The sequence below is a fragment of the Sphingobium sp. CFD-1 genome, from assembly GCF_024611115.1.
GTDB classification, from domain to species: domain Bacteria; phylum Pseudomonadota; class Alphaproteobacteria; order Sphingomonadales; family Sphingomonadaceae; genus Sphingobium; species Sphingobium baderi_A.
Genome location: NZ_CP084401.1, coordinates 17,479 through 38,117, shown reverse-complemented (window position 1 = coordinate 38,117; position 20,639 = coordinate 17,479). Strand labels below are relative to the sequence as shown.

The 20,639-nt window shown below is 60.8% G+C and carries 24 protein-coding genes; 13 read left to right on the top strand and 11 right to left on the bottom strand.

Features of this window, described 5'->3' with window-relative positions; all coding sequences use genetic code 11:
* Nucleotide 1: 1 nt before the first annotated feature.
* From LDB26_RS20915 to LDB26_RS20880, 8 genes are all read right to left on the bottom strand, one after another.
* On the bottom strand, nt 2-775 hold the full coding sequence (locus LDB26_RS20915; protein ID WP_019053953.1) for an SPOR domain-containing protein: 774 nt from the start codon (nt 773-775) through the stop codon (nt 2-4).
* Between the two features lie 2 nt (nt 776-777).
* Nucleotides 778-1,761, bottom strand: a complete 984-nt coding sequence (trbG, locus tag LDB26_RS20910; protein ID WP_006964392.1) for a P-type conjugative transfer protein TrbG — start codon at nt 1,759-1,761, stop codon at nt 778-780.
* Nucleotides 1,762-1,778: 17 nt separating this feature from the next.
* Entirely contained in the window at nt 1,779-2,498 is a 720-nt protein-coding gene (locus tag LDB26_RS20905; protein WP_054944716.1) for a VirB8/TrbF family protein, read from the bottom strand.
* Nucleotides 2,485-5,064: a VirB4 family type IV secretion/conjugal transfer ATPase gene (locus LDB26_RS20900; protein ID WP_006964396.1), complete on the bottom strand. Its 2,580-nt coding sequence runs from the start codon at nt 5,062-5,064 to the stop codon at nt 2,485-2,487. Before LDB26_RS20900 ends, LDB26_RS20905 begins: the two co-directional genes overlap by 14 nt.
* Nucleotides 5,061-5,393 (bottom strand): conjugal transfer protein TrbD, encoded by a 333-nt coding sequence (locus LDB26_RS20895; protein WP_026149854.1) that lies wholly within the window; start codon nt 5,391-5,393, stop codon nt 5,061-5,063. The genes LDB26_RS20900 and LDB26_RS20895 overlap by 4 nt, the downstream gene beginning before the upstream one ends.
* 18 nt (nt 5,394-5,411) lie before the next feature.
* Nucleotides 5,412-5,792, bottom strand: a complete 381-nt coding sequence (locus tag LDB26_RS20890) for a TrbC/VirB2 family protein (RefSeq protein ID WP_006964400.1) — start codon at nt 5,790-5,792, stop codon at nt 5,412-5,414.
* A 13-nt stretch (nt 5,793-5,805) separates the two neighbouring features.
* Nucleotides 5,806-6,702, bottom strand: a complete 897-nt coding sequence (gene trbB, locus LDB26_RS20885) for a P-type conjugative transfer ATPase TrbB (protein ID WP_257542459.1) — start codon at nt 6,700-6,702, stop codon at nt 5,806-5,808.
* Nucleotides 6,703-6,877: 175 nt separating this feature from the next.
* On the bottom strand, nt 6,878-7,279 hold the full coding sequence (locus LDB26_RS20880) for a helix-turn-helix domain-containing protein (RefSeq protein WP_019053950.1): 402 nt from the start codon (nt 7,277-7,279) through the stop codon (nt 6,878-6,880).
* Between the two features lie 513 nt (nt 7,280-7,792).
* Between LDB26_RS20880 and LDB26_RS20875 the strand changes: the two genes are divergently transcribed.
* From LDB26_RS20875 to LDB26_RS20835, 9 genes are all read left to right on the top strand, one after another.
* Complete coding sequence (locus LDB26_RS20875; RefSeq protein ID WP_019053948.1) at nt 7,793-8,032, top strand: hypothetical protein; 240 nt, start codon at nt 7,793-7,795, stop codon at nt 8,030-8,032.
* Nucleotides 8,033-8,210: 178 nt separating this feature from the next.
* Nucleotides 8,211-8,978 (top strand): helix-turn-helix domain-containing protein, encoded by a 768-nt coding sequence (locus tag LDB26_RS20870; protein WP_006954207.1) that lies wholly within the window; start codon nt 8,211-8,213, stop codon nt 8,976-8,978.
* A 339-nt stretch (nt 8,979-9,317) separates the two neighbouring features.
* Nucleotides 9,318-9,731 (top strand): antirestriction protein, encoded by a 414-nt coding sequence (locus LDB26_RS20865; protein ID WP_006954205.1) that lies wholly within the window; start codon nt 9,318-9,320, stop codon nt 9,729-9,731.
* Between the two features lie 104 nt (nt 9,732-9,835).
* On the top strand, nt 9,836-10,099 hold the full coding sequence (locus tag LDB26_RS20860; protein WP_006954203.1) for a hypothetical protein: 264 nt from the start codon (nt 9,836-9,838) through the stop codon (nt 10,097-10,099).
* Between the two features lie 105 nt (nt 10,100-10,204).
* Nucleotides 10,205-10,534: a KleE stable inheritance protein gene (kleE, locus tag LDB26_RS20855; protein WP_006954201.1), complete on the top strand. Its 330-nt coding sequence runs from the start codon at nt 10,205-10,207 to the stop codon at nt 10,532-10,534.
* Nucleotides 10,527-10,826, top strand: coding sequence for a TrfB-related DNA-binding protein (locus tag LDB26_RS20850; protein WP_019053944.1), 300 nt, complete (start codon nt 10,527-10,529; stop codon nt 10,824-10,826). Before kleE ends, LDB26_RS20850 begins: the two co-directional genes overlap by 8 nt.
* Nucleotides 10,823-11,569 (top strand): ParA family protein, encoded by a 747-nt coding sequence (locus LDB26_RS20845; protein WP_006954197.1) that lies wholly within the window; start codon nt 10,823-10,825, stop codon nt 11,567-11,569. The genes LDB26_RS20850 and LDB26_RS20845 overlap by 4 nt, the downstream gene beginning before the upstream one ends.
* Nucleotides 11,570-11,571: 2 nt before the next feature.
* Complete coding sequence (locus LDB26_RS20840) at nt 11,572-12,594, top strand: ParB/RepB/Spo0J family partition protein (RefSeq protein ID WP_044663212.1); 1,023 nt, start codon at nt 11,572-11,574, stop codon at nt 12,592-12,594.
* Nucleotides 12,595-12,941: 347 nt separating this feature from the next.
* Nucleotides 12,942-13,574 (top strand): IncP plasmid survival protein KfrC family protein, encoded by a 633-nt coding sequence (locus LDB26_RS20835; protein WP_044663213.1) that lies wholly within the window; start codon nt 12,942-12,944, stop codon nt 13,572-13,574.
* Nucleotides 13,575-13,608: 34 nt separating this feature from the next.
* On the opposite strand, the gene LDB26_RS20830 is transcribed toward LDB26_RS20835, so the two are convergent.
* The 3 genes from LDB26_RS20830 to LDB26_RS21695 are packed head-to-tail and all read right to left on the bottom strand — an operon-like array spanning nt 13,609 to nt 15,151.
* On the bottom strand, nt 13,609-14,049 hold the full coding sequence (locus LDB26_RS20830) for a hypothetical protein (protein ID WP_019053940.1): 441 nt from the start codon (nt 14,047-14,049) through the stop codon (nt 13,609-13,611).
* Nucleotides 14,049-14,774 (bottom strand): ArsA-related P-loop ATPase, encoded by a 726-nt coding sequence (locus LDB26_RS20825; RefSeq protein ID WP_006954191.1) that lies wholly within the window; start codon nt 14,772-14,774, stop codon nt 14,049-14,051. The genes LDB26_RS20830 and LDB26_RS20825 overlap by 1 nt, the downstream gene beginning before the upstream one ends.
* Nucleotides 14,771-15,151, bottom strand: coding sequence for a TraK family protein (locus LDB26_RS21695; RefSeq protein WP_158636722.1), 381 nt, complete (start codon nt 15,149-15,151; stop codon nt 14,771-14,773). The genes LDB26_RS20825 and LDB26_RS21695 overlap by 4 nt, the downstream gene beginning before the upstream one ends.
* 320 nt (nt 15,152-15,471) lie before the next feature.
* Between LDB26_RS21695 and LDB26_RS20820 the strand changes: the two genes are divergently transcribed.
* The 4 genes from LDB26_RS20820 to traF are packed head-to-tail and all read left to right on the top strand — an operon-like array spanning nt 15,472 to nt 20,637.
* Complete coding sequence (locus tag LDB26_RS20820) at nt 15,472-15,858, top strand: conjugal transfer protein TraJ (RefSeq protein ID WP_054944721.1); 387 nt, start codon at nt 15,472-15,474, stop codon at nt 15,856-15,858.
* A gap of 37 nt (nt 15,859-15,895) precedes the next feature.
* Nucleotides 15,896-18,193: a TraI/MobA(P) family conjugative relaxase gene (traI, locus tag LDB26_RS20815; RefSeq protein WP_242003417.1), complete on the top strand. Its 2,298-nt coding sequence runs from the start codon at nt 15,896-15,898 to the stop codon at nt 18,191-18,193.
* Nucleotides 18,194-18,214: 21 nt separating this feature from the next.
* Complete coding sequence (locus LDB26_RS20810; RefSeq protein WP_086485396.1) at nt 18,215-20,107, top strand: type IV secretory system conjugative DNA transfer family protein; 1,893 nt, start codon at nt 18,215-18,217, stop codon at nt 20,105-20,107.
* On the top strand, nt 20,104-20,637 hold the full coding sequence (gene traF / locus LDB26_RS20805; RefSeq protein ID WP_054944722.1) for a conjugative transfer signal peptidase TraF: 534 nt from the start codon (nt 20,104-20,106) through the stop codon (nt 20,635-20,637). The genes LDB26_RS20810 and traF overlap by 4 nt, the downstream gene beginning before the upstream one ends.
* Nucleotides 20,638-20,639: the final 2 nt, after the last annotated feature.

The following is a 20,639-nucleotide window of genomic DNA, read 5'->3' as shown; positions in this document are numbered from 1 at the left end:
CTTACCCGGCCTTGACGACGCCACAGCGCGCGGCACGGATGCCCTTGCACTTGGCGCGCGCCGTCGCGCTGGATTGAAACTGTCCGAATTGGATGCCGTGAGAGCGTCCGTTTTGGACAAAGCGCGGCGTCACGCTCGCCCACGAAGGGCGAAGGCGCGCCGTCGCGCGCCAATAGGCGCGTGCTGCGCTTTCGGAGGAGAAGCCCGTCAGGCTGACAGACCACGTTCCGGCCTCTGTTCCATTGCCGCCGAAGCCGGGTTGCGTGCTGGCGACGGGCGACGGAACGGGAGGAGGTGCGGCAGGCGCTACGGGCCGGTTCGCCCGTTCGATCAGCTCCGGCGTTGCGCCGGTCAGATCGAGCGCCCACCCGGCAGACGGGTAGATACCCTTTTCATCCACGCCATAGATGCGGGAGAAAGTTTGCGCGCCGACCCGCAGCGTCACGCGGTAGGAATCGGCAATTGGCTGATCGACGTAATAGCGCAACGGCGTGGCCGCAGGATCGGGCTTCACGCCCTTGCCCGCCTCAATCACCGCATAGCCTGCTTGGCGCATCGAGGAGCGCAAGCCGTCACCATAGGCCCCGCCCCCGGTAGTCGGGATCAGCACCCGGCTAATCGCAGGCGGGTAGAGTTTCACCAGCTCCGCCACGGAATCGTCAACGAGGGCTTGGGCCTGATCGGGAGGAGCCGGAACGGCGAAGCTGTCCCGGTGCGAAACGCCCGCGCAGCTCGTAAGCAGGAAAGCCACTGATACAAAAATCGCACCGCGCACGATCAGCCCCCCCTTGTGATGGTGACGCGCTCTTGGCGCTTGCCGACACCGGAGATGAGGACCGCTTGGTCAAAAATCTGATCGACAATGTAGCGGCCATCTTGGAGCCGATAATTGACGATGGAGGTATCAGCCGCCTTGGAGACGCTGCCCCCGGCCCGGACGATCAGCAGCGATGGCGCTTCCGTCTGCTCCATCGCGTGCGGCATTTCGATGATGGTTTTGACGCCATCATTGTAAACCCGGACGGGCTTCCAGCGTGCGCGGCCGTCAACGCTATAGTGGAAATCGAGATTGGAGAGATATTCGCTCCCTCCCCTGCCCGTCCCGCGCGCGCCATCGGGCACCGCCATCGTGTTTTCGGCGCGCGCCGTGTCCGATCGAGCGCGGAAAGCGGCCCATTTGGCTTGCGCTTCATCGGGATAGGTGAACGCCACCCGCGACATGAATTGCGTCCGGTGCGACACCAACCGGATATGGTAGGTGCGGCGATCGGTCGTCACGATCAGCGTTGTATTCAAGTTCGCATCGAGCGGCTTGATGATAAGATGCTGGGTTTCGTTCGGCCCGGAATTGGAAACGGCCGGTTCGATCAGCCAGCGGGCGCTATCGCCCACGTTGACCGAATTGATGTTCTCGCCCGGCTGCAACTGCACATCGCAGATTTGCAGCACAGCACAGACCACGGAGGGTTCGGAGGTGCCGAAGGCGAACAATACCGCGCCTTCGGTGCCCGGCACCGGCTTGATGCCTTCGGCGCTTTCCGCCTGCCAGCGCCGCGCGATCGACAGACCCTCGCGCTGGGTGCGCGTCAGGTTCGGATTGCGCGGGCTGATATAGGCATTGGGATCTACTTGCGCCCCTCCCCCGGCAGGCATGGGCGCGTTCGCGGGCGGCATGTCGTCGGGAAGCGGCGGACCGTCCTGCGCGGACGCGATCGAAGGCAGCGCCGCGAGGGCGGCGGCGAAATAGGCGATCTTCTTCATGTTGATTGTCCCTCCCATCAGAGTGTGCGCGACCAAGAGAAATCTTGGACGAACACGCCCAAGGGGTTTTGCTTAATTTGTTCCTCCGTGGTGGCCGAGCTGGGCGGCGCAACGCGGATCGTGACGAGCGCGCGCATTTTCGCCGGAGGCTGGATAGGCTGGCCTTGCCGATCGCGCTCCGTCTCGGTCCAATCGACCTGCCAAGAGGTCTTGGTTTGCTGAATTACCGAGGCGATTTCGACCGACACGGTTTCCCGCGCCGCGCGGGCGAAAGGCGTATTGTCGGGATTGCCGTTGAGATAGTCGGTCATCTTTGCCAACGCCGGATCGTTCGGCGCGAGCATCCCATAGACCCGGAAAATGGCTTGCTTTTGGAGTTCAACGTCAGCCGTCACCATGCGGGCCGACTGGATGAAGGAGCCGACTTGCGCTTGCACCACGCGCGCATCGGCCGGCGAAGCCACATCGGCCCGCTGGGTCGCTATCGCGTCCCCCAGCGAGTCCACGCGGACCACGTAAGGGATGAATTTCGACTGACTGCCAATCGCTATGATGCCGCCGACAGCGGCGAGGACGATCAGCATCGAAAGGATTGCCATAGTCTGCCACAAGCGCCGCGAGGCAGCGATGCCGCCCACATGCTCATTCCATTGCCGCCGCGCGTTCAGGTAGGGGTTGGGATCAACCGGGGCGCTTTCCGCAGCTCGCCGCCCCCGCAGCTTGTCAAACAGACTCATGCAGCTTCTCCGAGGTATAGGGGGCCGCCGCCGCGCGGCCGATATTAATGGTGGATTCGACGCCACGGATGGCCAGCCACTCGTTGACCCATGCCGGGCCATAGGCCGCTTCAAGGGCCTTAATGGTGGCGATGGATTCCTTGTCGGTCGCGCCGACGAAGGACAGGGCCACGGGGCCTAGCGCCAGCTCAAAGAGCCGCCGCCCCTGTTCCGAGAGATAGTAATATTGGCGCTTGGGGATGGCCGTCGCCAAGATTTCAATCTGGCGTGTATTGAGGCCCATGCGTCTGTAGAGTTGGGCGGTATCGTCATCGCGCGCATAGACGTTCGGCAGGAAAATCTTGGTCGCGGTGGACTCCACGATAACGTCAAGGATGCCCGAATTTGCGGCGTCAGACAGGCTTTGCGTTGCCATGAGAACAAGGCAGTTGGACTTGCGCAGCACCCGGAGCCATTCGCGGATTTTGGCCCGGAAGGCGGGATGCCCCAGCATAATCCATGCTTCATCAAGGATGATCGCGGCAGGCTGGCCCTTCAAAGATCGCTCGATACGCCGGAAAAGATAGAGGAGGACCGGCAGCGCGTATTTTTCACCGAGGTTCATCAGCTCCTCGACTTCAAACACGGTAAATTCCGACAGGCTCAGGCCGTCATGTTCCGCATCGAGAAGATGGCCCATAGAGCCGTCCACCGTGTAGGTGCGGATCGCCTCGCGCACCGTTTCATCCTGAATCGTGACCACAAATTCAGAGAGGGTTTTGCCCCCGCTGGCGTGCATGTTGACGATGGCGTTGCCGATTTCGTTGCGTTGCGCGGGCGTGGTCGCCACGCCGTTGAGGGCTAGGATTGTGTCGATCCAATCCATTGCCCATGCGCGATCGGACTTGGTTTCGAGGAATTGGAGCGGGCAGAAGGCGAGCTTTTCGTCATCCCCGGCGACAGTGAAATGCGCCCCGCCCACCGCCTTCGCCAGCGGGTAGAGCGACAGGCCCTTGTCGAACGCGAAAATGGACATGCCGGGATAGCGGCGGAGCTGGGCGGCGAGCAGGCCGAGCAGCGTTGACTTGCCTGCGCCCGTGGGGCCGAAGATGAAGCTATGCCCCACGTCGCGGACGTGGAGATTGAGCCGGAACGGCGTGGAGCCGTTGGTGACGCCAGACATGAGCGGGGGCGAGCTGGGCGGATACATCGGGCACGGCGCATGATCGAGGCCGGTCCATATCGAGCTGGTCGGCATCAGGTCGGCTAGGTTCATGGTGTTGATGATCGGGCGGCGGACGTTTTCGACGCCATGCCCCGGCAGCGTGCCCAAGAACGCCTCTAGGTTGTTCACCGTCTCGATACGGGCCGCGAAACCGAGTGCGTTGATAGCCTTTTCAAGCTGGCGCGCGGCCTGTTCTACCTTATCGCGGCTTTCGTCCGTCAGGACGACGACGCCGGTATAGTATCCTTGTGCGATAAGGCCGGAGTTGACTTCCTCCAGCGCATTATCGGCATCGGCCACCATCGAAAGGGCGTCCTGATCTATCTTGCCGCTGTTGGTCTGGAAAACCTGATCGAAGAAGCCGCGAACCTTTTGCCGCCACTTTTTGCGGAAATCCTCAAGGTGTTTCACAGCTTCATGGAGGTCCATAAATATGAACCGCGTGGACCAGCGATATTCAATCGGCAGCTCGCCCAGCGCCGAGAGGATGCCCGGCGTCGATTCCATCGGGAAACCTTCGATCGCTACCGTCTGGACGAACTTGTTGCCGATGCGCGGGATTACGCCCGTCCACATTTCGACACCGCCGATGATGGAATCGAGATACATCGGGTTCGAGGGCAGCACGACCGGCTGATTTTTGCCGGTGACGCAGAATTGCAGCCACCGCAAAAAGTCGTCGTGCGTCACGGTCGAGCCGTCCTCATTTTCGACCTTGTGAGCGCGAAGGCGGGTCAGCTTCACGGCCGAGGACAGACGGCTTTCAAATGTGGTGATTTCGCGCTTGAAGCGTTCAACCAGGTCGGCCGTGCGTTGCTTGTTGTTCGGCCGCTCCCGATCGTCGTCAAACATCAGCTCGACAAACTTTTGCTCCGCTATGACCGGAGGGAAGTAGGTCGCGGTAATGACGAAATAGCCCTCATACATGGTGCCGAGGGACTGGAATAATTCGCGCCTTTCCTGATCTATGGCGTCCGTCACCGGGTCAGGAAAATGCGACAGACCCGCAGCCGAGTAGGCGGCAGCAGGGCGGCGCGGCGCGTCAACGTGGATCATCCAGCCATTGCCCAGCCCGGCGAGAGCTTGGTTGATCCGAAAGCTGACCATATCGCGCTGGCGGTCGGTGGAGCTGGCGTTATCGTCGCCCTCATAAATCCACGCGGCCATGAACGAGCCGTTCTTGCCGACGATTACGCCATCATCGACCATCGCCCCATAGTTGAGCAGATCGGCAAGCCCTTCATCCTTGGAGCGATACCGGGCCAGCTTGCGTTCGGCCGCGTTGGCGAAGGACGCAAAGGCGAGGACCGCGAGCAGGGCCGCCCCGAAGATCGCTATGACGACAGCGATTGTCTGGATCATTTTTTCTTCCCCGGTTGCCGGTAGCGGCGGAATTGCAGGCGGCCGTTCTTGCGGAAGGGCGTGGAGTGAGCCGGGTAGTAGGGGCGATAGGTGCGGTGCCGCATGTAAACGAACCGCATCAGCGGGTCCGATTTCGCCATGAGACGACAGGCCCACACGCCTGCAAACCAGATCAGCAGGCCAGCGGCCCACGCCTTCAAGGAATTGATGGCCGGAACGATCAGCGCCATCGACGCTAGGCCCGTGAGCATGACCAGCTCGCGGTCCCCACCCAAAAACAGATTGTTGCGGACGCCAGAGCGGCGAATAGGCACTGATCGCAGAGCCATGTTGACCGGCCCTCCCCTTTAGCCTGCCAGCGCGGGCGAAGCGGTGCCGGTAATCACCGCACCGCCGCCCGTGATGGAGGACAGGACCGAGTTAGCGCCGACGAGCATCGAGGCGACGAGGACGATCAGCAACAGCGTTCGCACAAAGCCGTTGAGATCGCCGCCGAAGATCAGGACACCACCGGCAACGACGATGCCGACGAGGGCGAAGGTATAACCGACGGTGCCGGTCATCGACTGGCGCACCTTGGTCAGATAGGATTCGTAAGGCAGGCCGCCCGTGGTATCCGAGGCCCAAGCCGCGTGAGGCCAGAGCAGGAGCATGACGAGCGCCAGCCCCAGCATACCCCATATGAGCGCCTTACGGCGGGCGGCGGCGTCATTCCAAAACAACGTCATATGTCATGCTCCTTCACAGTTTGCGCAAAATGTATTTCCCATCCACGAAGCCCCCGACTTCCAGCAGGCTTTCAATGCGGCGACCCTCTGGCGTGCGCGCGATGTGGACGATCAAATGCACCGCATCACCAATCAGCGGCTCAATCGGCCGTGGTGAATCGGGGTGCATACTGATGAGCATTTGGAGCCTGCTAAGGCCCGCTTCGGCGTTGTTGGCGTGCAGCGTGGCCGCTCCGCCCTCGTGGCCGGTGTTCCACGCCATGAGCAGGTCGAGGGCTTCCGGGCCGCGCACCTCGCCCACTAGGATACGATCGGGCCGCATCCGCAGCGTGGTTTTGAGCAGCGCCGTCATGGTGATTTGCGGGGACGTGTGGAACTGGACGTAGTTTTCAGCGGCGCATTGAATCTCGCCGGTATCTTCAATGATTACGAGCCGTTCGGTCGGGTCCGCGTCCACCATCCCGTTGATAATGGCATTCACTAGCGTTGTTTTGCCGCTGCCGGTGCCGCCAATCACCAGAATGTTGCGGTGCGCGCGGATAGCCTCATGGATGAGGCTGCATTGCTCCGCCGTCATAATCCCGCCCTCCACATATTGTTCGAGGGTAAAGATCGCCACGGCGCGTTTTCGGATGGCGAAGGTCGGCGCGGGCACGACCGGGGGCATCTGTCCGGCGAAGCGCGAGCCATCTATAGGAAACTCGCCTTCCAGAACCGGGGAGGCCCGCGTCACTTCCTTGTTATGATAGCCAGCGACCGCCTTGATGATCGCCTCGGCCCGGCTTGGGGCGACCTTACCGATGCAGATCATGCGTTCGCCAAGGCGTTCCAGCCATAGCTTGCCATCGGCGTTCAGGATCAGCTCAACGGTCTTGGGGTCGGCAAGCGCATCCAACATAAGCGGTTGCATGGAGCGGCGAAGCATCTCCTTCGCACGCTCTTTTACCGTATCTTGAGCGGGTTCCCCCTTGGCCTCCATGAAGCACCGTCCCTGCCAAAACAAAATGGACGCAAGGGATATACCGGAATTTTCATGGAGGCAACCAGAACGATTGCAAAGAATTAGGTTCAGATTGGGGGGATTGTCAGGACCGACGCAACTTAGCGTGGGCAGCCTTGTGCCATTGTGCTATCTGAAACGCTTGATGATCCGTGACGATAGCGGAAACGCGCTTATAACCGGGAGGAAGCCCCAGCTTTTTATCTTCTTTTGATAAGGTATCGGCTAGGCTGGCGTCCCAGCCATCGGTGCCGATAGGCGGCGGTTCCAGTAGCGCGACGAGCGGGACTTCCAGAGCATTTGCGATGGCGGCGATTGTTTCGAGCGACGGGTTTCCCTTACCGGCTGTAACGTCAGATACGAAGGACACAGACAGCCCCGCGTTCTCCGCGAGGTCTTTTTTCTTGAGCCGTCTTAAGGCCAAGAAGCGGTTAATGTTAATCGCGAGAACCTTCCGATACACAGGTTCGGTTTCTTTCTTCCGCAAGGGGGTTGGTTTTAGCCGCTAAAATTCCGGGTAGCTGCGGAGGATATGCCGGAGCGCGCGAGAAAGGAAGCGGTATGACGCCGAATATGATTGTTTATAGCATCATTTTTGGACGAGCCGGGCCGAGCGCGCGAGCGCGCATAACGGGTGGCAGCGAACGGATTGAAAGAAGAAAGTGACGCGCGAGAGACAAGATCAGGCTTCCGCGTAATTCTCTTTGGCGTCCATTCCGTAAATGCTCGCAGGATCGAGCGCAGGCCCCAAGATGCTAATTGCCGATCAGATCGCGGCGACCAATTTTGAAAATTACGGCTGTAGCGCGTAGCTCGATAATGTAAGGCTATAGCTTCGATTCTTTCAGTTGGTAGGCCCAAGAAGCCACTCGTTGATGCTCTTGAACTGCGGACTTCGACGTAAACGCAGACCGCTTTTCTATATATGTCTTTCAGTCGCCAGCATATTTTTTCAGCACTGAATTGCCAGAACCTTTAATGTCCTTTAAGCCGGGGCATTATGGCGAATCATACGCAACTCAAACCCTCCACGCTGTCCCAGCGCAAACGCGCCAAGGCACAGAGCGAGCAGGGCTTTAAGCGCATGAGTTTGGCCTTGTCCCCTAAAGCCGTCGAGATCGTGGAGAGGGTGAAAGCCAGCAAGGGATTCACGTCCCGCGAGGCTGCAATCAACGCGATCCTAGAGCGGATCGGGGACGATATGTTTCTGCAACAGGAGTTTCTGGCCGTGAGTGGATAAGAAAATGCCCGGCTCGAAGCCGGGCACCCTCAAAACCGCTTAGTGGGACAGTGCGCCAACACTGAACCTACAGACAATTTCCCACTTAGCGGTTTTCGGACTTCGGTTCAAGGGCGCTTGATTCGCGCAACGGGATTTTTTTGCCTGTCTCCCGGCCCTTCGCAAAGGAGGGACGACGATGAGTGACACCAGAAGAAAAGGGCCGCTGGCGATCGGGGAGCTGACCCAGCAGCTTTTCGGCCGAGCCTATGGCGACCGTAGCCGGGGCGGGAAGCACATCACCAAGGCCCGCGTGCGCGGCGGCAGCAAGGAAGCCGGGAGCGACGTAGAAAAGGGCTTCCTCGCGGCGCGAGACACCAAGACGCGCAAGGGATGCTGGCGTGCGATCAATCTGGCGTTTGAAAAGGGCCGCGCCCTGCGCGCGGAGCTGCGGCGCGAGCCGCGCGAGATAACGCAGTTCGAGCACTATTGCATGAGCATCACCAATTCCACGATCCGGGTGTATCAAGCCCTGTTGCGGATGGAGGAGCGTTTCAGGGGCAACGTGGTGCCCAGCTATGAAATGATAGCCGAATGGGCGACCGTCTCTAGGGCCACCGTCGCAAGGGCCTTGAACGCCCTTACCAGCATCGGCTTGCTGGCGCGCCTGCGGCGCTACGTCCACACCGTCACAGAGGACGGGGCGCGATCAGAGCAGACCTCCAATGCCTATCGGGTGGAATTGCCGAGGATGCTTCTCGAATTGCTCGACCGGCGCAAGCGCCCTGCCCCGGTGCCCGACGACGAGGCCCAGCGCCTACAGGACCGGCTTGAAGATGAGGCTTGGATGCTCTCCCGGTTGAGCAAGGCCGATTACATACGGGAGACGACGACATGCAAGGCCACAGCGGAGGCCCTAATCAGCCTATGGAACGGCATTTGCGCCCGTGATGGCGTTGTCGCCTAGCCGTGAGTCTCATAATGGTTCTGAACCTCCCCTTGAGTTTATTTATCTAAGGTGATGCGGAGTTGCGCTAGTCGCGCAACGCTTAATTGAGACTGTTTGAACACCAAAAAGGGGGTAAGGCTCCGATTTGGGGAGCTGACATGCGTGTCCATTCGGGGCGCGGATAGCGGCACTCTGTAAAACTGCGGGGCAGCGACCAAATATGCCTTGCGATGGAGGCCATTTTAGCGGCTAAAAGATTTTCATGGCGGGCGAGCGTAACTTGACAGCAACCGGGAAACCTCCAATATATCGGATATGGCCGGGCTATGGTGCCAAGGTCGAAACCGGAGAAGTCCGATGAGCAACAGAGAGAGAATTGCCGCCGTGCTGGTTGGCGAAGAAGACCGGATTATGTGCCTGCCCCGGCTGTTCGGGCTGGCGCGCATGATCGAGGTCGAGGCCGTCACCTATGGCTATATGTCCAAGCTATCCGCCGACTACACGGGCGCATATTGGCATTTCTACACCCTATCGAACGGCGGGTTCTACATGGCCCCCGGCGATCAGCCCCAATATCGTCTGGAATGGGACGGCAACGGCTTCTCTGGCGACGTTTCGGCCGACGCGGCGGGCCTTATAGCCACCCTGTTCATGCTGGGGCATATGCACGAAAAATACGGCGAGGATCAATTTGCCCAGCTCTATGCGTGGGCATCTGCCTATGCCGCCCAACATTCGGAAGCGGGGCCGATCGGTGCCGCGCTCGACTAGCGCCACAGGGGGGCAGCGTGCCCCCCTTCCCTTCCCTGCCTATCGGGCATATTCCTCATTCGGCCGCCATGAGGAGCAACGCCAGCGAAGGAACAGACGCGCGCATGATTGATGTTCGGCCAGATTGCCTATTGCCCGCCGATCAGGGGTGGCAGCAGCCGACGCCGGATGAGGTAAGGGCGGTCCTCAAAGCAGCGGACATGACAGGGGGCAGCGCGTCCAAGTTTCTAGGCTTGAGCAATACCCGCGTTATTCGGCGCTGGACGGGCGGCGACGATCAGATTCCCTATTCGGCATGGGCGCTGTTGTGCGCGGCTGCGGGCTTGGGAAATATTTGGGAACACCAGAACGACGATTTTAGCGGCTAAAATTATTGCCGTTCAGACTTTACGGGGGCTTGACACGGTTCGGGATGCTGTCATTATATCGGTTGTGACCGGGCAACCCGCCAAGGTCGAAACCGGAGTATTCCGATGAAGGCGAAAATTCCCCCGCTGCCCGCACGTTTTGCGGTCATGCGGCTTCCCAATCCTCCACCCGCATGGGAGGGCAACCGCGTGGATTACGTCATTGCGGCCGTCTGGACGTTCGGAGTCCTGATCTGGACCGTCGCGCGCTTCATCATCCCGCTTGTCGTCTTCTGGCAGTTCTGCCGGATGCTCTGGTATTGGAACACGCCGGATGTTCATGCCGGTTGGCAGTTCCTCGCCTATTATGCGGTCTATATCGCCCTCTACATCTTCCTTGGCGTCTATGAGCCGAAGCTATACCGCGAGAAGAATCGCGGCAGGCGCAATGGATAAACGCTTGAGCGCGTCGGCCTTTGAGCAAGCTGCTGGACGGCTCAATATCGCGGCGCGTCCGCTCGACATGGCGCGCGCCGTTCTGGTGGACGGCGAGGCCCAATCGGCCGTGGCGAAGCGCGAAGGCGTGTCCCGCAATGCCGTTTGTCTGGCGGTCAACCGGATTTGGAACGCGCATAGCGAGGTTCCCGAAGGTTTCGAGCGTGTGACGGCGATTTTACCGAAACATAAAGCCTTCCTTGTGCGGCAATGGCAGCGCGAGGCGGTGGAAAGATTGGACGCCAAACGATGAAAACACTTGTCATAGCGAACCAGAAAGGCGGCGTTGGTAAAACTTCAACGACCGTTCATCTTGCCTATTACTTCAAAGAACAGGGGTTGAAGGTCGCAGTTATTGACTTGGACACCCAAGGAAATGCCAGCTTCACCCTTGGCGAATATGATAGCGGAGCCTTGGCGAGCGGCCTTTTCGATGCCGTGTCACAATTCGACCTGGCTAACGCCGAGGGGATTGCTGTCTTTTCCGCCGACGCGCGGTTGGCCGATCTTGAGAAACTAGATCTCGGTGCGGCTGCTGGCGCGTTCAAGCGCAGTCTGGCCGTGATCGAGGCGGAAGGCTTTGACGTGTGCCTGATAGATACCCCCCCTTCCCTTGGGGTCCGAATGGCAGCGGCGTTGCTATCGGCCGACTTTGCGGCCTCGCCCATCGAGCTTGAAGCCTACAGTTTGCAGGGCATTGAGAAGATGGTGACGACGATCGCCAATATCCGGCGCGCGAACCCGGCGCTGCAATTCCTTGGCATGATACCGAGCAAGGTTGATGGCCGGAATCCCCGGCACGGGCAGCACCTTGACGAGTTGACCCGTGCTTATCCCCAGTTGGTCATTCCGACGCCGATCGGAAACCGGAGCAGCGTTGCGGACGCGCTGGCGTCGGGCTTGCCGGTTTGGTCGATCAAACGGACTTCGGCGCGGAAAGCGGCGCAGGAAATGCGAGCGATGGCCCGCCACATTCAAGAAAAGATGGAGATTTGACGATGGCCGACAACACCGAGGACAAGAAGGCGGGCAAATCGTCCACCAAGGCCACGCAGAAGCCCGCGCAGAACGCCGGGCTAGGGTTGGAGGGGTTGGGCGACCTTTCGAGCCTCCTAGCCTCTCCTGCGGCCCCGGAGGGCGGTTCTGGCGCTCCGCTCGAATTGGAGCTGGCGCTGATTGACGAAGACCCGCACCAGCCCCGCAAGCAGTTTGACGAAAATTCGCTGGCGGAAATGGCCGAGACGATCAGGGCGCGCGGCGTGAAGACGCCTATTTCCGTTCGGCCCAACCCCAAGGTGGAGGGGCGCTATCTCATCAACCACGGCGCGCGCCGCTATCGCGCGTCCCTGTTGGCCGAGAAAGTGACAATTCCGGGCTTCATCGACCCTGATTATACCGAGGCCGATCAGGTCATTGAGAATTTGCAGCGTGACGCTCTCACGGCCCGCGAGATTGCCGACTACATCGGCCGCGAGCTGGCCAACGGGAAAAAGAAGGGCGAGATTGCCAAGGCCATCGGGAAATCCCCGGCCTTTGTCACCCAGCACGCGGCATTGCTCGATTTGCCGGAGCCGATCGCCAAGGCGTTCCAGAGCGGGCGTTGCAAGGACGTGACGTTGATCTATGACCTTGTGGGCCTCCACAAGAAGCATAGCGAGGGCGTGGCGCGCTGGCTGGCCGATGCCGATCAGGAGATTACGCGCGGATCGGTGCGGCTCTTGAAGGAGTTCCTTGAGTCCGGCTTGAGCGGCGAGGCCGAGGAGGAGGCGGGCGACGATGAGGGCAACGGCGGAGCTGGTGACGACGCCGGGGCCGAGGAGGAGAAGGAACCGAAAGAGGAAGACCCGCTAAAGCTGAAAAAGGCCATTGTGCAGGTTTCCCATAGCAAGCGCCCTGCCCGTCTGATCCTGAATAAGCGGCCCTCGCGCGATGGCGTGGCGTGGATCAAGTATGAAGACAGCGGCGAGGAAACCGAGGTCGATCTTGGGAAAGTGCAGCTTCTCGCGCTTCTTGAGGGGTAATATTTGGAGGTATCTATGGCTACCGACGATTGGCAACCTATCGAGACAGCCCCATCTGGTGTTGAAATCCTTCTCGCATGGACGACCGGCGACACATGGCGGCCATATAGCGAGGGCTGCGATTGGATATGGACTCGCGGCGAATTGACAAATGGGGAATGGTTAGACGGGCCGTGGGGGCAACCGAACTGGTGGATGGCAAATCCGCACCCTCCCCCCGACATGCGTTGAGTGACGCATAGCATCGAGTTGATGGCCCCGCGCAAGCGGGGCCTTTTTTGTGGCGCGGTAGGCTGGAAAATCGGATATAGTGCAAGCTCGAAATTTTAGCCGCTAAAGGAACGGCCATGCAGGACACGCCGATTGCAGACCCGGACAAGTTCTCACTGGACGAGGGAACGGGCGACCCACAGGCCGATGCCGACCGGCTGCTAGACGAGGCGCGCACGCTGGATAGTCAGGAAACGGCAGCTATCGCCACCGCGCCAACCGAGGAAACCTATAACGCCCAGCTACAGACGGTCATTGAGGAGAAGGTTGAGCAGGCGAACCAGATCGAGGACCGCCTAGAAAGCATGATGGAGCAGCAAACCGCCCGCTTGCAGCAAATCCAGCAGCAGCCCCCCGGCTTCCTGTCCCTGCCCGGCAAGCGCCAAGCATGGCAGGCCCGGATTGCCAATGCGCAAGCGGCCGTGCAGCGGATCGCGGTAAGGCTAGAAGCCGTGCGCGAAATCCGCGACGGTATGGCCGTTCACGGCCCGCGCGTGGAGACGATCGCGGCGGCCAAACTCGAATATCGAGAGCCGAAACTTGTCGATGATTTCGAGGAGCTGATGCAGGCGCGCCGGTTGCATGAGCTGCACATGCGCGCGGAGCGGGAGAAAGAGCAGATCAGGGAAAAGACGGTCGAGCGCGGGGCGGACGATCGGAAACCGTCAGGCCGCACGCTCGCGCGCGGGTTGGCGAGAGACGGGGGATAGCGCGACCCACGGGGGGGAGGGGCCTTCGCTGGCGTCAATGATGGAACAGGGCAGCGGCCAACACTACCAGCGCCGCGATCAGCGTCAGGCCCGACGCTAGGAGATTGCGGTTAGCGACGGCCCGGCCATCGTTCAGGGGCTTTTGTAGCCCCGTCCCGATATGTTCTCCGACTTCCTTGATGATAGCCTTCGCGGCGGCCTCCATACGTTCATTCATGGCGGCTTCCGAGGCATCCAGCGCGGCGTTCAGCACCGATTCCGCCTTGTCGGTGATAGCAATCGACCAACGATTGCTCATGTCTTCCAGCTCGCTTTTGAACGCCTTTAGTTGCTCCTCCTGCGCATCGGCGCTTTCGCCCAGCAACATCGCGTTGATGGTTTGCAGGATCATCAAGGGATCATCGGCGGACAGCGTGACCCCGTGCTGGCGCGAGATTTCCGCGATCAGCGCCGCGATTTTTTCGTGATCGGCCATTACACGACCTTAGCCTTGTCGAGTTCAGCAAAGACCGCATCACGAACGCGGCCGAGGCGGTGACGCTGCATCAGGGCTATGTCGCCATCGGCAAGCGTTTCCTCAAAAGTCTTGCGCGCGGCCAGCATGTCCCGAACGTCCGCCCCGAAGGTTTCCTTTCTCAGATCGGGGAGGGTGACGATCGCGGCGACCCGATCCTTTAGCTCCCGGTAGGCTTTGAGCTGTTCAAAACTCTTACCCTCTGCCTCGACAGGCCCATGATAGGGGTTGAGCCACACGACGATTGCAGCCGGATCGGGGAAGGCTTCGGCTACCGAGGCGAAGCCTTGAAGCGTGTCGATCAGCGATTGCCCGCCTACGATAATGGTATGCAGGACGAGCTTATGGCCCAGATCGGCAATCACGTCAGGCGCACCGTTGTCGAACATATAGGAGGATAGGGCGCTGTAGCTGCTCGCGCCGCTGTCAATGACCACCGATTCCTTGGAACCGGCGATCATTTCCATCATGGCGTCGAATTTGCGCGGGTTTATGTCGCCGTTTTCCAGCAGCTCGACCTTGGACACGTTGAGGGACTGAAACCCGGCAAGGGTGGCGTTGATCGGATCGGTATCAATGCAGAGCGGGCTTTCGCCTCGCTTGGTCAGATATTGGGCCAGCATCGAGGCGGCGAGCGACTTGCCCACACCTCCCTTGCCCTGCAAAACTATGTGGACGTTGCTCATACCAAATCCTCTTTGTTCGGAGTGGCCGGGTGATTGAAGCGCGCCGGTTTGGGCCGGGGCGGCGGATCAGCTTCGGCCGAGGCCGTTGCTGATCGGGAAGGGGAGGGGGGCGCTGGCGATGCCTTGGGCGGTTCCCCGGTAGCTGGCGCGCGATACCGGCGAACGTATTTGGCGAACCACGCATAGCCGAAGCTAATGCGGCCTTCCTCCGTCAGCAGCTCCCATATGCCGCGCACCGGCCATCCTTCCGCAAGGGCTGCATCTATGTCCGATCGAGCGGCGAGGAATTGCGCGAGGTTCCGGTTTTTGCCCCCCGGCTCCCGTGAGGCCGCCCGTTCGCGCAATCGCTCCGTGAAGGATTTCCCGCTGTCTGTCATTTCCACCTACGATATTTTTCGGCGCATAATCGGCTATAAAGCGTTCTTAAACCGGCCACGAACCGATGAACTCCCGCTATATCGTATTTTTCTGCCAGATTAGGCCGTGTGGCGCTAGATATTTTCGGGGGTGAACGATATATGATCGTTCCAGCAACAGTTTCTATTTGGCGTCTAAACGTCGAAGACAGGGCAAGATAGGTGATGGAGGCATCCACGCAAGCGCGGACACCCCCATCACTCCCCTTATTCGCGCCGGGGGCGCTCAACGGGATTCTTGCTCTGCGAGGCCGCCGCTACCGCAGCGAAGGGAAGGTGATTTGAACGACAGACCCAAGGCGAAGCGCGAGCGGCACCACATCAAGATATGGTGCAGCGCCGAGGACAAGGCGACGATTGAAGCCGCCGCACAGGCCAGCGGGTTGAGCGCGTCGGCCTATTTGCGTGTGCTTGGGTTGGGGCATCAGCCGCGCCCCATAATCGACATAGAACAGGGGCGTGAGTTGGTGCGCGTCAATGGCGACCTTGGCCGTCTTGGCGGCCTGTTGAAGCTATGGCTTACCGACGACGCCAAGTTGGAGGAAATGGCCCCCGAACGGATGCCGGTCATCATTCGGGGCGTGCTGTCCAAGATTGAGGCCAATCAGGAGGAGCTGGCCGGGATCATCCGAAAGGTCTTGCGGTCCCGGCAAGATTTTAGCGGCTAAAAAAAGGGCCGCGCGGATGATTGCAAAACACGTCCCCATGAAGGCGACCGCAAAGAGCGATTTCGGCGGGTTGGTGCGATACATCACCAGCGCGCAGGGGCGTGATGAGCGCGTGGGCGTGGTGACTGTCACCAACTGCCGAGGCGAGACGCCAGAAGATGCCGCACAGGACGTTATGCTTGTCCAATCGGCCAATCAGCGGGCGGCTTCGGACAAGACATATCACCTCATAATTTCGTTTCCTCCCGGCGAGAGTCCGAGCGCGGAAGCCTTGCGCGATATTGAGGAGACGATTTGCGCGGGGCTGGGCTTTGCCGAGCATCAGCGGATCAGCGCCGTTCATCACGACACCGACCACACGCATATTCATCTGGCGATCAACAAGATTCATCCGATCCGCCACACGATCCATACGCCCTTGCGGGATTATCGGACGCTTGCCGAGCTATGCGAGCTGCTAGAGGTCCGTCACGGTTTGGAGCGCGTCAACCACAACGCCCACCAGCGCGGCGGGGAAAACCGCGCGAAGGACATGGAGCAGATCGCGGGCACGGAGAGCCTGATAGGCTGGGCGCAGCGGAATTGCGCCGAACCCTTGAAGGCCGCCGCGAGCTGGACCGAGTTGCACCAGATCGCGGCCGACTTCGGCCTGTCCGTGCAGGCGCGCGGCAACGGCCTGATATTCGCTGCGATGGACGGAACGACCGTAAAGGCCAGTTCCATCGCGCGCGAGCTGTCAAAAGGGGCGTTAGAGAAACGCTTGGGAGCCTTCCAGAGCGCGCGGGGAGGGGAGGGGGCACCGAAAGCCCGACAGACCTATGAAAAGCGCCCCGTGCCCTCCCGTATCGACACCAGCGGCCTATTTGCTGCCTACCGCGCCCAGCAGGGCACGCGCGCCACGCGCCGAAAGGTCGAGCTGGCCGAGGCCGCAGCCAAGCGCCGCGCGGCCATTGAACAGGTGAAGCGCATCGGGAGGACGAAGCGGGCGGCGATAAAGCTGCTAGGTGGCGGCCCGGCTGTTAAGCGCCTCAATTACGCACTGGCGGCCCGGTCCACCAAGGCCGCGATTGCGAAGATTGTTGCCGCCCACGGGCGGGAACGGGAGCGCATCGCGTCTCGTAATTCCCGGCGCGGGTGGAATGACTGGCTACAGGAGCAGGCCAAGGCGGGCGACCGCACCGCCCTTGAGGCCCTGCGCGCGCGGGAGGGACGGCGCACCGCTCCCAAGGATGCGCTGCACATTGCGGCGATGCCGAGCGCAGCACACCCCGCAGCGATCCGGCAAGACCACATCACGAAACGCGGGACGATCATCTATCGCACCGCCAATGCAGCGGTGCGCGATGATGGCCAGCGCCTGCATGTATCGCGCGGGGCGCAGATCGAGGGCGTTGTTGCCGCCTTGCGGCTTGCGCACGAACGCTATGGCGACAGGCTGGCGATCAGCGGCAGCGATCAATTCAAGGCCCTTGTGGTGGAAGCCGCCGCCCGATCGGCCATGCCCATCACATTTGCGGACCCCGATCTAGAGGCCCGGCGTCAAAATATCAGGCAAGAGGAGCGCGCGCGTGACAGACAAATCGTTGGACGAGGAGATAGAGGCGGCGCTGGCGTTGCTGGGCGAAACGCCGTCAATGACGCTGGACGAGACGCCAGCACCACAGCACCAGGTCGAAACGGGACATTCCGACCCGGAGCCGTCAGCGCCGGAGGAACCGACGCCGGAACCGGCCTTGCAAGCGGAGGAGCCAGCAGCGCCGCCATTCGAGCTGGCCCCGCACAGCCCGCCAGAAATGGACATTCTAGCGCCGGAGGAGCCGAGGCCCCCAGCGAGCGCGCCGTTAAGCCCAACATTGGCCGCGTTGGACGAGAGCCGCCGCCCGAAAGCCGAGGTAGTTTGCGCGACCTGTCCCAACTCGGTGTGGTTCAGCACGCCGAGCGAGGTCGCTTGCTATTGCCGCGTGATGTTCATTCAGACGTGGACGACCAAAAAGCCCGGCCAGATCGTCTTGTGCGACGGGACGACGATCGGCCGCGAGTGAGCGACGATCAGGCCAGCGCAGCGGATAAATACATTGCGGAACGCAATGCGAAGCGTCACATTGGAATGGATATACCGGCGCATCGGCTGTTCACTGGCGATCATGGACCGCTGATTTACGCCGGGACGCGACAAATCGAAGGGCAGAAATTGATACTCCTAAGAGATGGCGCTGACATGCTTGTGCTGCCCGTGGACGCGCGCAGCGCCGCCCGCGCGGGCAAGCTGGCGATTGGCGAGCCGATCGAGATTGCCAGCAACGGCACCGTCAAAAGCAAGGGGCGCGGCCGGTAACGGCCGCGAGAAGGGCAAAGCATGGCAAAGAAGCGCAATACAGCCATCGGGCCGCAAGTGCGGGAGCGCGGAAGCAAGGGCGATAATCGCCCGTTGCTGGCGGCCCTTGTGGCCGGTTCCGCCCTTGGAGGCTTATGGAGCGCAACGCAGATGTTCGCGCACCAGATGGCCTATCAGGCTACCTTGGGGCCGAACGCGGGCCATATCTATGCCCCGTGGCGTTTCCTGCAATGGTTCAGCAAATGGAGCGAGGTTCCGGCGCTGAAACCCGCCTTCGGGCAAGCCGTGGGCGTGGGCACCGTGGTTTTCGGCGTGGGCGTCCTGATAACCGCTGCTGTCAAACTGGCGAAATCGAACGCCGGGAAGGGCAATGCCTATCTGCATGGATCGGCCCGCTGGGCCGACATGGAGGACATTCGCGCGGCCAGCCTCGTTGAAAATGATGGGGTCTATATTGGCGCATATCAGGAGAAGAACGGGAAGACGGTCTATCTACGCCATTCCGGCCCGGAGCATTGCCTAACCTATGCCCCGACCCGATCGGGGAAGGGCGTGGGCCTTGTCATCCCGACGCTGCTTTCGTGGCCGCATAGCGCCGTCATCACCGATTTGAAGGGCGAGCTATGGGCGTTGACCGCCGGTTGGAGGAAGCAGCACGCCAACCAGATCGTCATGCGATTTGAACCGGCCAGCTCGCGCGGCTCCGCCCACTGGAACCCGCTGGACGAAATCAGGGTAGGGACTGACAACGAAGTCGCAGACGTTCAGAATCTCGCTACGCTGATAGTGGACCCGGACGGGAAGGGGGTCGAAAGCCATTGGCAAAAGACCTCGCGGGCGCTTCTGGTAGGCGTGATCCTGCATGTCATCTACAAAGCCAAGCATGGCGGCAACGCGGCGACCTTGGCCGAAGTGGATGCCGTATTGGCCGATCCGGTTCGGCCCGCGCAGGAGGTTTGGGAGGAAATGCTTACGTTCGGCCATTTGCCGGGCGGCAAAAATCATCCCGTTGTCGGCAAAGCCGCGCGCGCCCAGCTCAATCGCCCCGATGATGAGGGCGGATCGGTTCTATCGACCGCGCAGAGCTATCTAGAATTATATCAAGACCCGGTTGTGGCCTCCAATACCGCGACTTCCGATTTCCTCATTCGTGACCTGATGAACAGCGAGAGGCCGGTTAGCCTCTACATCATCACCCAGCCCACCGATAAGGACCGGCTCCGCCCGCTTGTCCGCGTCATGCTCAACATGATGGTGCGTATCCTTGCGCCCAAGCAGGAGTTCGAGGAGGGCCGGGTAGTTCAGAGCTACAAGCACCGCGCCCTGTTTATGATTGATGAGTTTCCCAGCCTTGGGAAACTTGGAATCATTCAGGAGTCCTTGGCGTTCGCCGCAGGCTACGGCCTGAAATTCTATCTCATTTGTCAGGACACCAACCAGCTTAGGAGCCGGGAAACCGGCTATGGGCCGGATGAGCTGATAACCTCCAACGCTCATATCCAGAACGCCTATCCGCCCAACCGTGTTGAGACGGCCGAGCATCTTTCCAAACTCACCGGGCAGACCACCGTTCTTAAAGAGCAAATCACCAAAAGCACCGGACGCGGGGGCGGGGGTTTCTTTGGTGGCACCGTGTCCAAGACCGTGCAGGAAACCCAGCGCCCGCTTTTGACGCCTGATGAGTGTATGAGGATGCCGGGGCCGAAGAAGACCCCGGACGGAGATATTTCCGAAGCGGGCGACATGCTGATTTATGTCGCAGGCTATCCCATGATCTATGGCCGTCAGCCCCTCTATTTCCAAGACCCGACCTTTAGTGCCCGCGCCAAGATTCCCGCGCCGGATCGGAGCGACACGATCAGGGGCAATCACGCGCCGAAGCCGCCCGAAGGGGGCCGGAGGATCAAACTATGAAGCGGCCGAGCTTCGCCAAGGTCAGCCGCTATGCGGTTTGTGGCGTGGCGGGGGCCATGATCGCCATGCTTGGCGCGAAGGCGGCGGGCCTTCGCTTCAACGCTACGCCGAGCATCCCGGTAGGCGTCTATCGGGCGACGGGCGGGACCGCGCAAAAGGGCGATCTTGTGGCGTTCTGTCCGCCCGCAGCGCCGCCCTTTTTGGAGGCGTTGCGTAGGCGCTACATCGAACCCGGCGACTGCCCCAGCGGAAGCTATGAAATGATGAAGCGGATTTTAGCCGCTAAAGGCGACCGCGTTGAGATTGGCGGGCAGGGCGTGCGGATCAACGGCCGCCTTGTCCCCGACAGCGCCCCGCAGCTTGCCGATGGGGCAGGGCGGGCCTTGCCCCGGCTCAATGCCGCTTGGACGCTAGGCGATGGGGAAATCCTTGTCCTTGGCGACAGCGCGGCCTCTTTCGACGGCCGCTATTTCGGGCCGATCAGCGCGCGGCAAGTGACCGCCTCCATCAAACCCGTAGTGACGTGGTGATG

Excerpts from the sequence above, each read along its gene's own strand:
- trbG (WP_006964392.1), bottom strand. The coding sequence starts at position 1,761 with ATGAAGAAGATCGCCTATTTCGCCGCCGCCCTCGCGGCGCTGCCTTCG.
- LDB26_RS20905 (WP_054944716.1), bottom strand. The coding sequence starts at position 2,498 with ATGAGTCTGTTTGACAAGCTGCGGGGGCGGCGAGCTGCGGAAAGCGCC.
- LDB26_RS20900 (WP_006964396.1), bottom strand. The coding sequence starts at position 5,064 with ATGATCCAGACAATCGCTGTCGTCATAGCGATCTTCGGGGCGGCCCTG.
- LDB26_RS20895 (WP_026149854.1), bottom strand. The coding sequence starts at position 5,393 with ATGGCTCTGCGATCAGTGCCTATTCGCCGCTCTGGCGTCCGCAACAAT.
- LDB26_RS20890 (WP_006964400.1), bottom strand. The coding sequence starts at position 5,792 with ATGACGTTGTTTTGGAATGACGCCGCCGCCCGCCGTAAGGCGCTCATA.
- trbB (WP_257542459.1), bottom strand. The coding sequence starts at position 6,702 with ATGCAACCGCTTATGTTGGATGCGCTTGCCGACCCCAAGACCGTTGAG.
- LDB26_RS20875 (WP_019053948.1), top strand. The coding sequence starts at position 7,793 with ATGGCGAATCATACGCAACTCAAACCCTCCACGCTGTCCCAGCGCAAA.
- LDB26_RS20870 (WP_006954207.1), top strand. The coding sequence starts at position 8,211 with ATGAGTGACACCAGAAGAAAAGGGCCGCTGGCGATCGGGGAGCTGACC.
- LDB26_RS20865 (WP_006954205.1), top strand. The coding sequence starts at position 9,318 with ATGAGCAACAGAGAGAGAATTGCCGCCGTGCTGGTTGGCGAAGAAGAC.
- LDB26_RS20860 (WP_006954203.1), top strand. The coding sequence starts at position 9,836 with ATGATTGATGTTCGGCCAGATTGCCTATTGCCCGCCGATCAGGGGTGG.
- kleE (WP_006954201.1), top strand. The coding sequence starts at position 10,205 with ATGAAGGCGAAAATTCCCCCGCTGCCCGCACGTTTTGCGGTCATGCGG.
- LDB26_RS20850 (WP_019053944.1), top strand. The coding sequence starts at position 10,527 with ATGGATAAACGCTTGAGCGCGTCGGCCTTTGAGCAAGCTGCTGGACGG.
- LDB26_RS20845 (WP_006954197.1), top strand. The coding sequence starts at position 10,823 with ATGAAAACACTTGTCATAGCGAACCAGAAAGGCGGCGTTGGTAAAACT.
- LDB26_RS20840 (WP_044663212.1), top strand. The coding sequence starts at position 11,572 with ATGGCCGACAACACCGAGGACAAGAAGGCGGGCAAATCGTCCACCAAG.
- LDB26_RS20835 (WP_044663213.1), top strand. The coding sequence starts at position 12,942 with ATGCAGGACACGCCGATTGCAGACCCGGACAAGTTCTCACTGGACGAG.
- LDB26_RS20830 (WP_019053940.1), bottom strand. The coding sequence starts at position 14,049 with ATGGCCGATCACGAAAAAATCGCGGCGCTGATCGCGGAAATCTCGCGC.
- LDB26_RS20825 (WP_006954191.1), bottom strand. The coding sequence starts at position 14,774 with ATGAGCAACGTCCACATAGTTTTGCAGGGCAAGGGAGGTGTGGGCAAG.
- LDB26_RS21695 (WP_158636722.1), bottom strand. The coding sequence starts at position 15,151 with ATGACAGACAGCGGGAAATCCTTCACGGAGCGATTGCGCGAACGGGCG.
- traI (WP_242003417.1), top strand. The coding sequence starts at position 15,896 with ATGAAGGCGACCGCAAAGAGCGATTTCGGCGGGTTGGTGCGATACATC.
- LDB26_RS20810 (WP_086485396.1), top strand. The coding sequence starts at position 18,215 with ATGGCAAAGAAGCGCAATACAGCCATCGGGCCGCAAGTGCGGGAGCGC.
- traF (WP_054944722.1), top strand. The coding sequence starts at position 20,104 with ATGAAGCGGCCGAGCTTCGCCAAGGTCAGCCGCTATGCGGTTTGTGGC.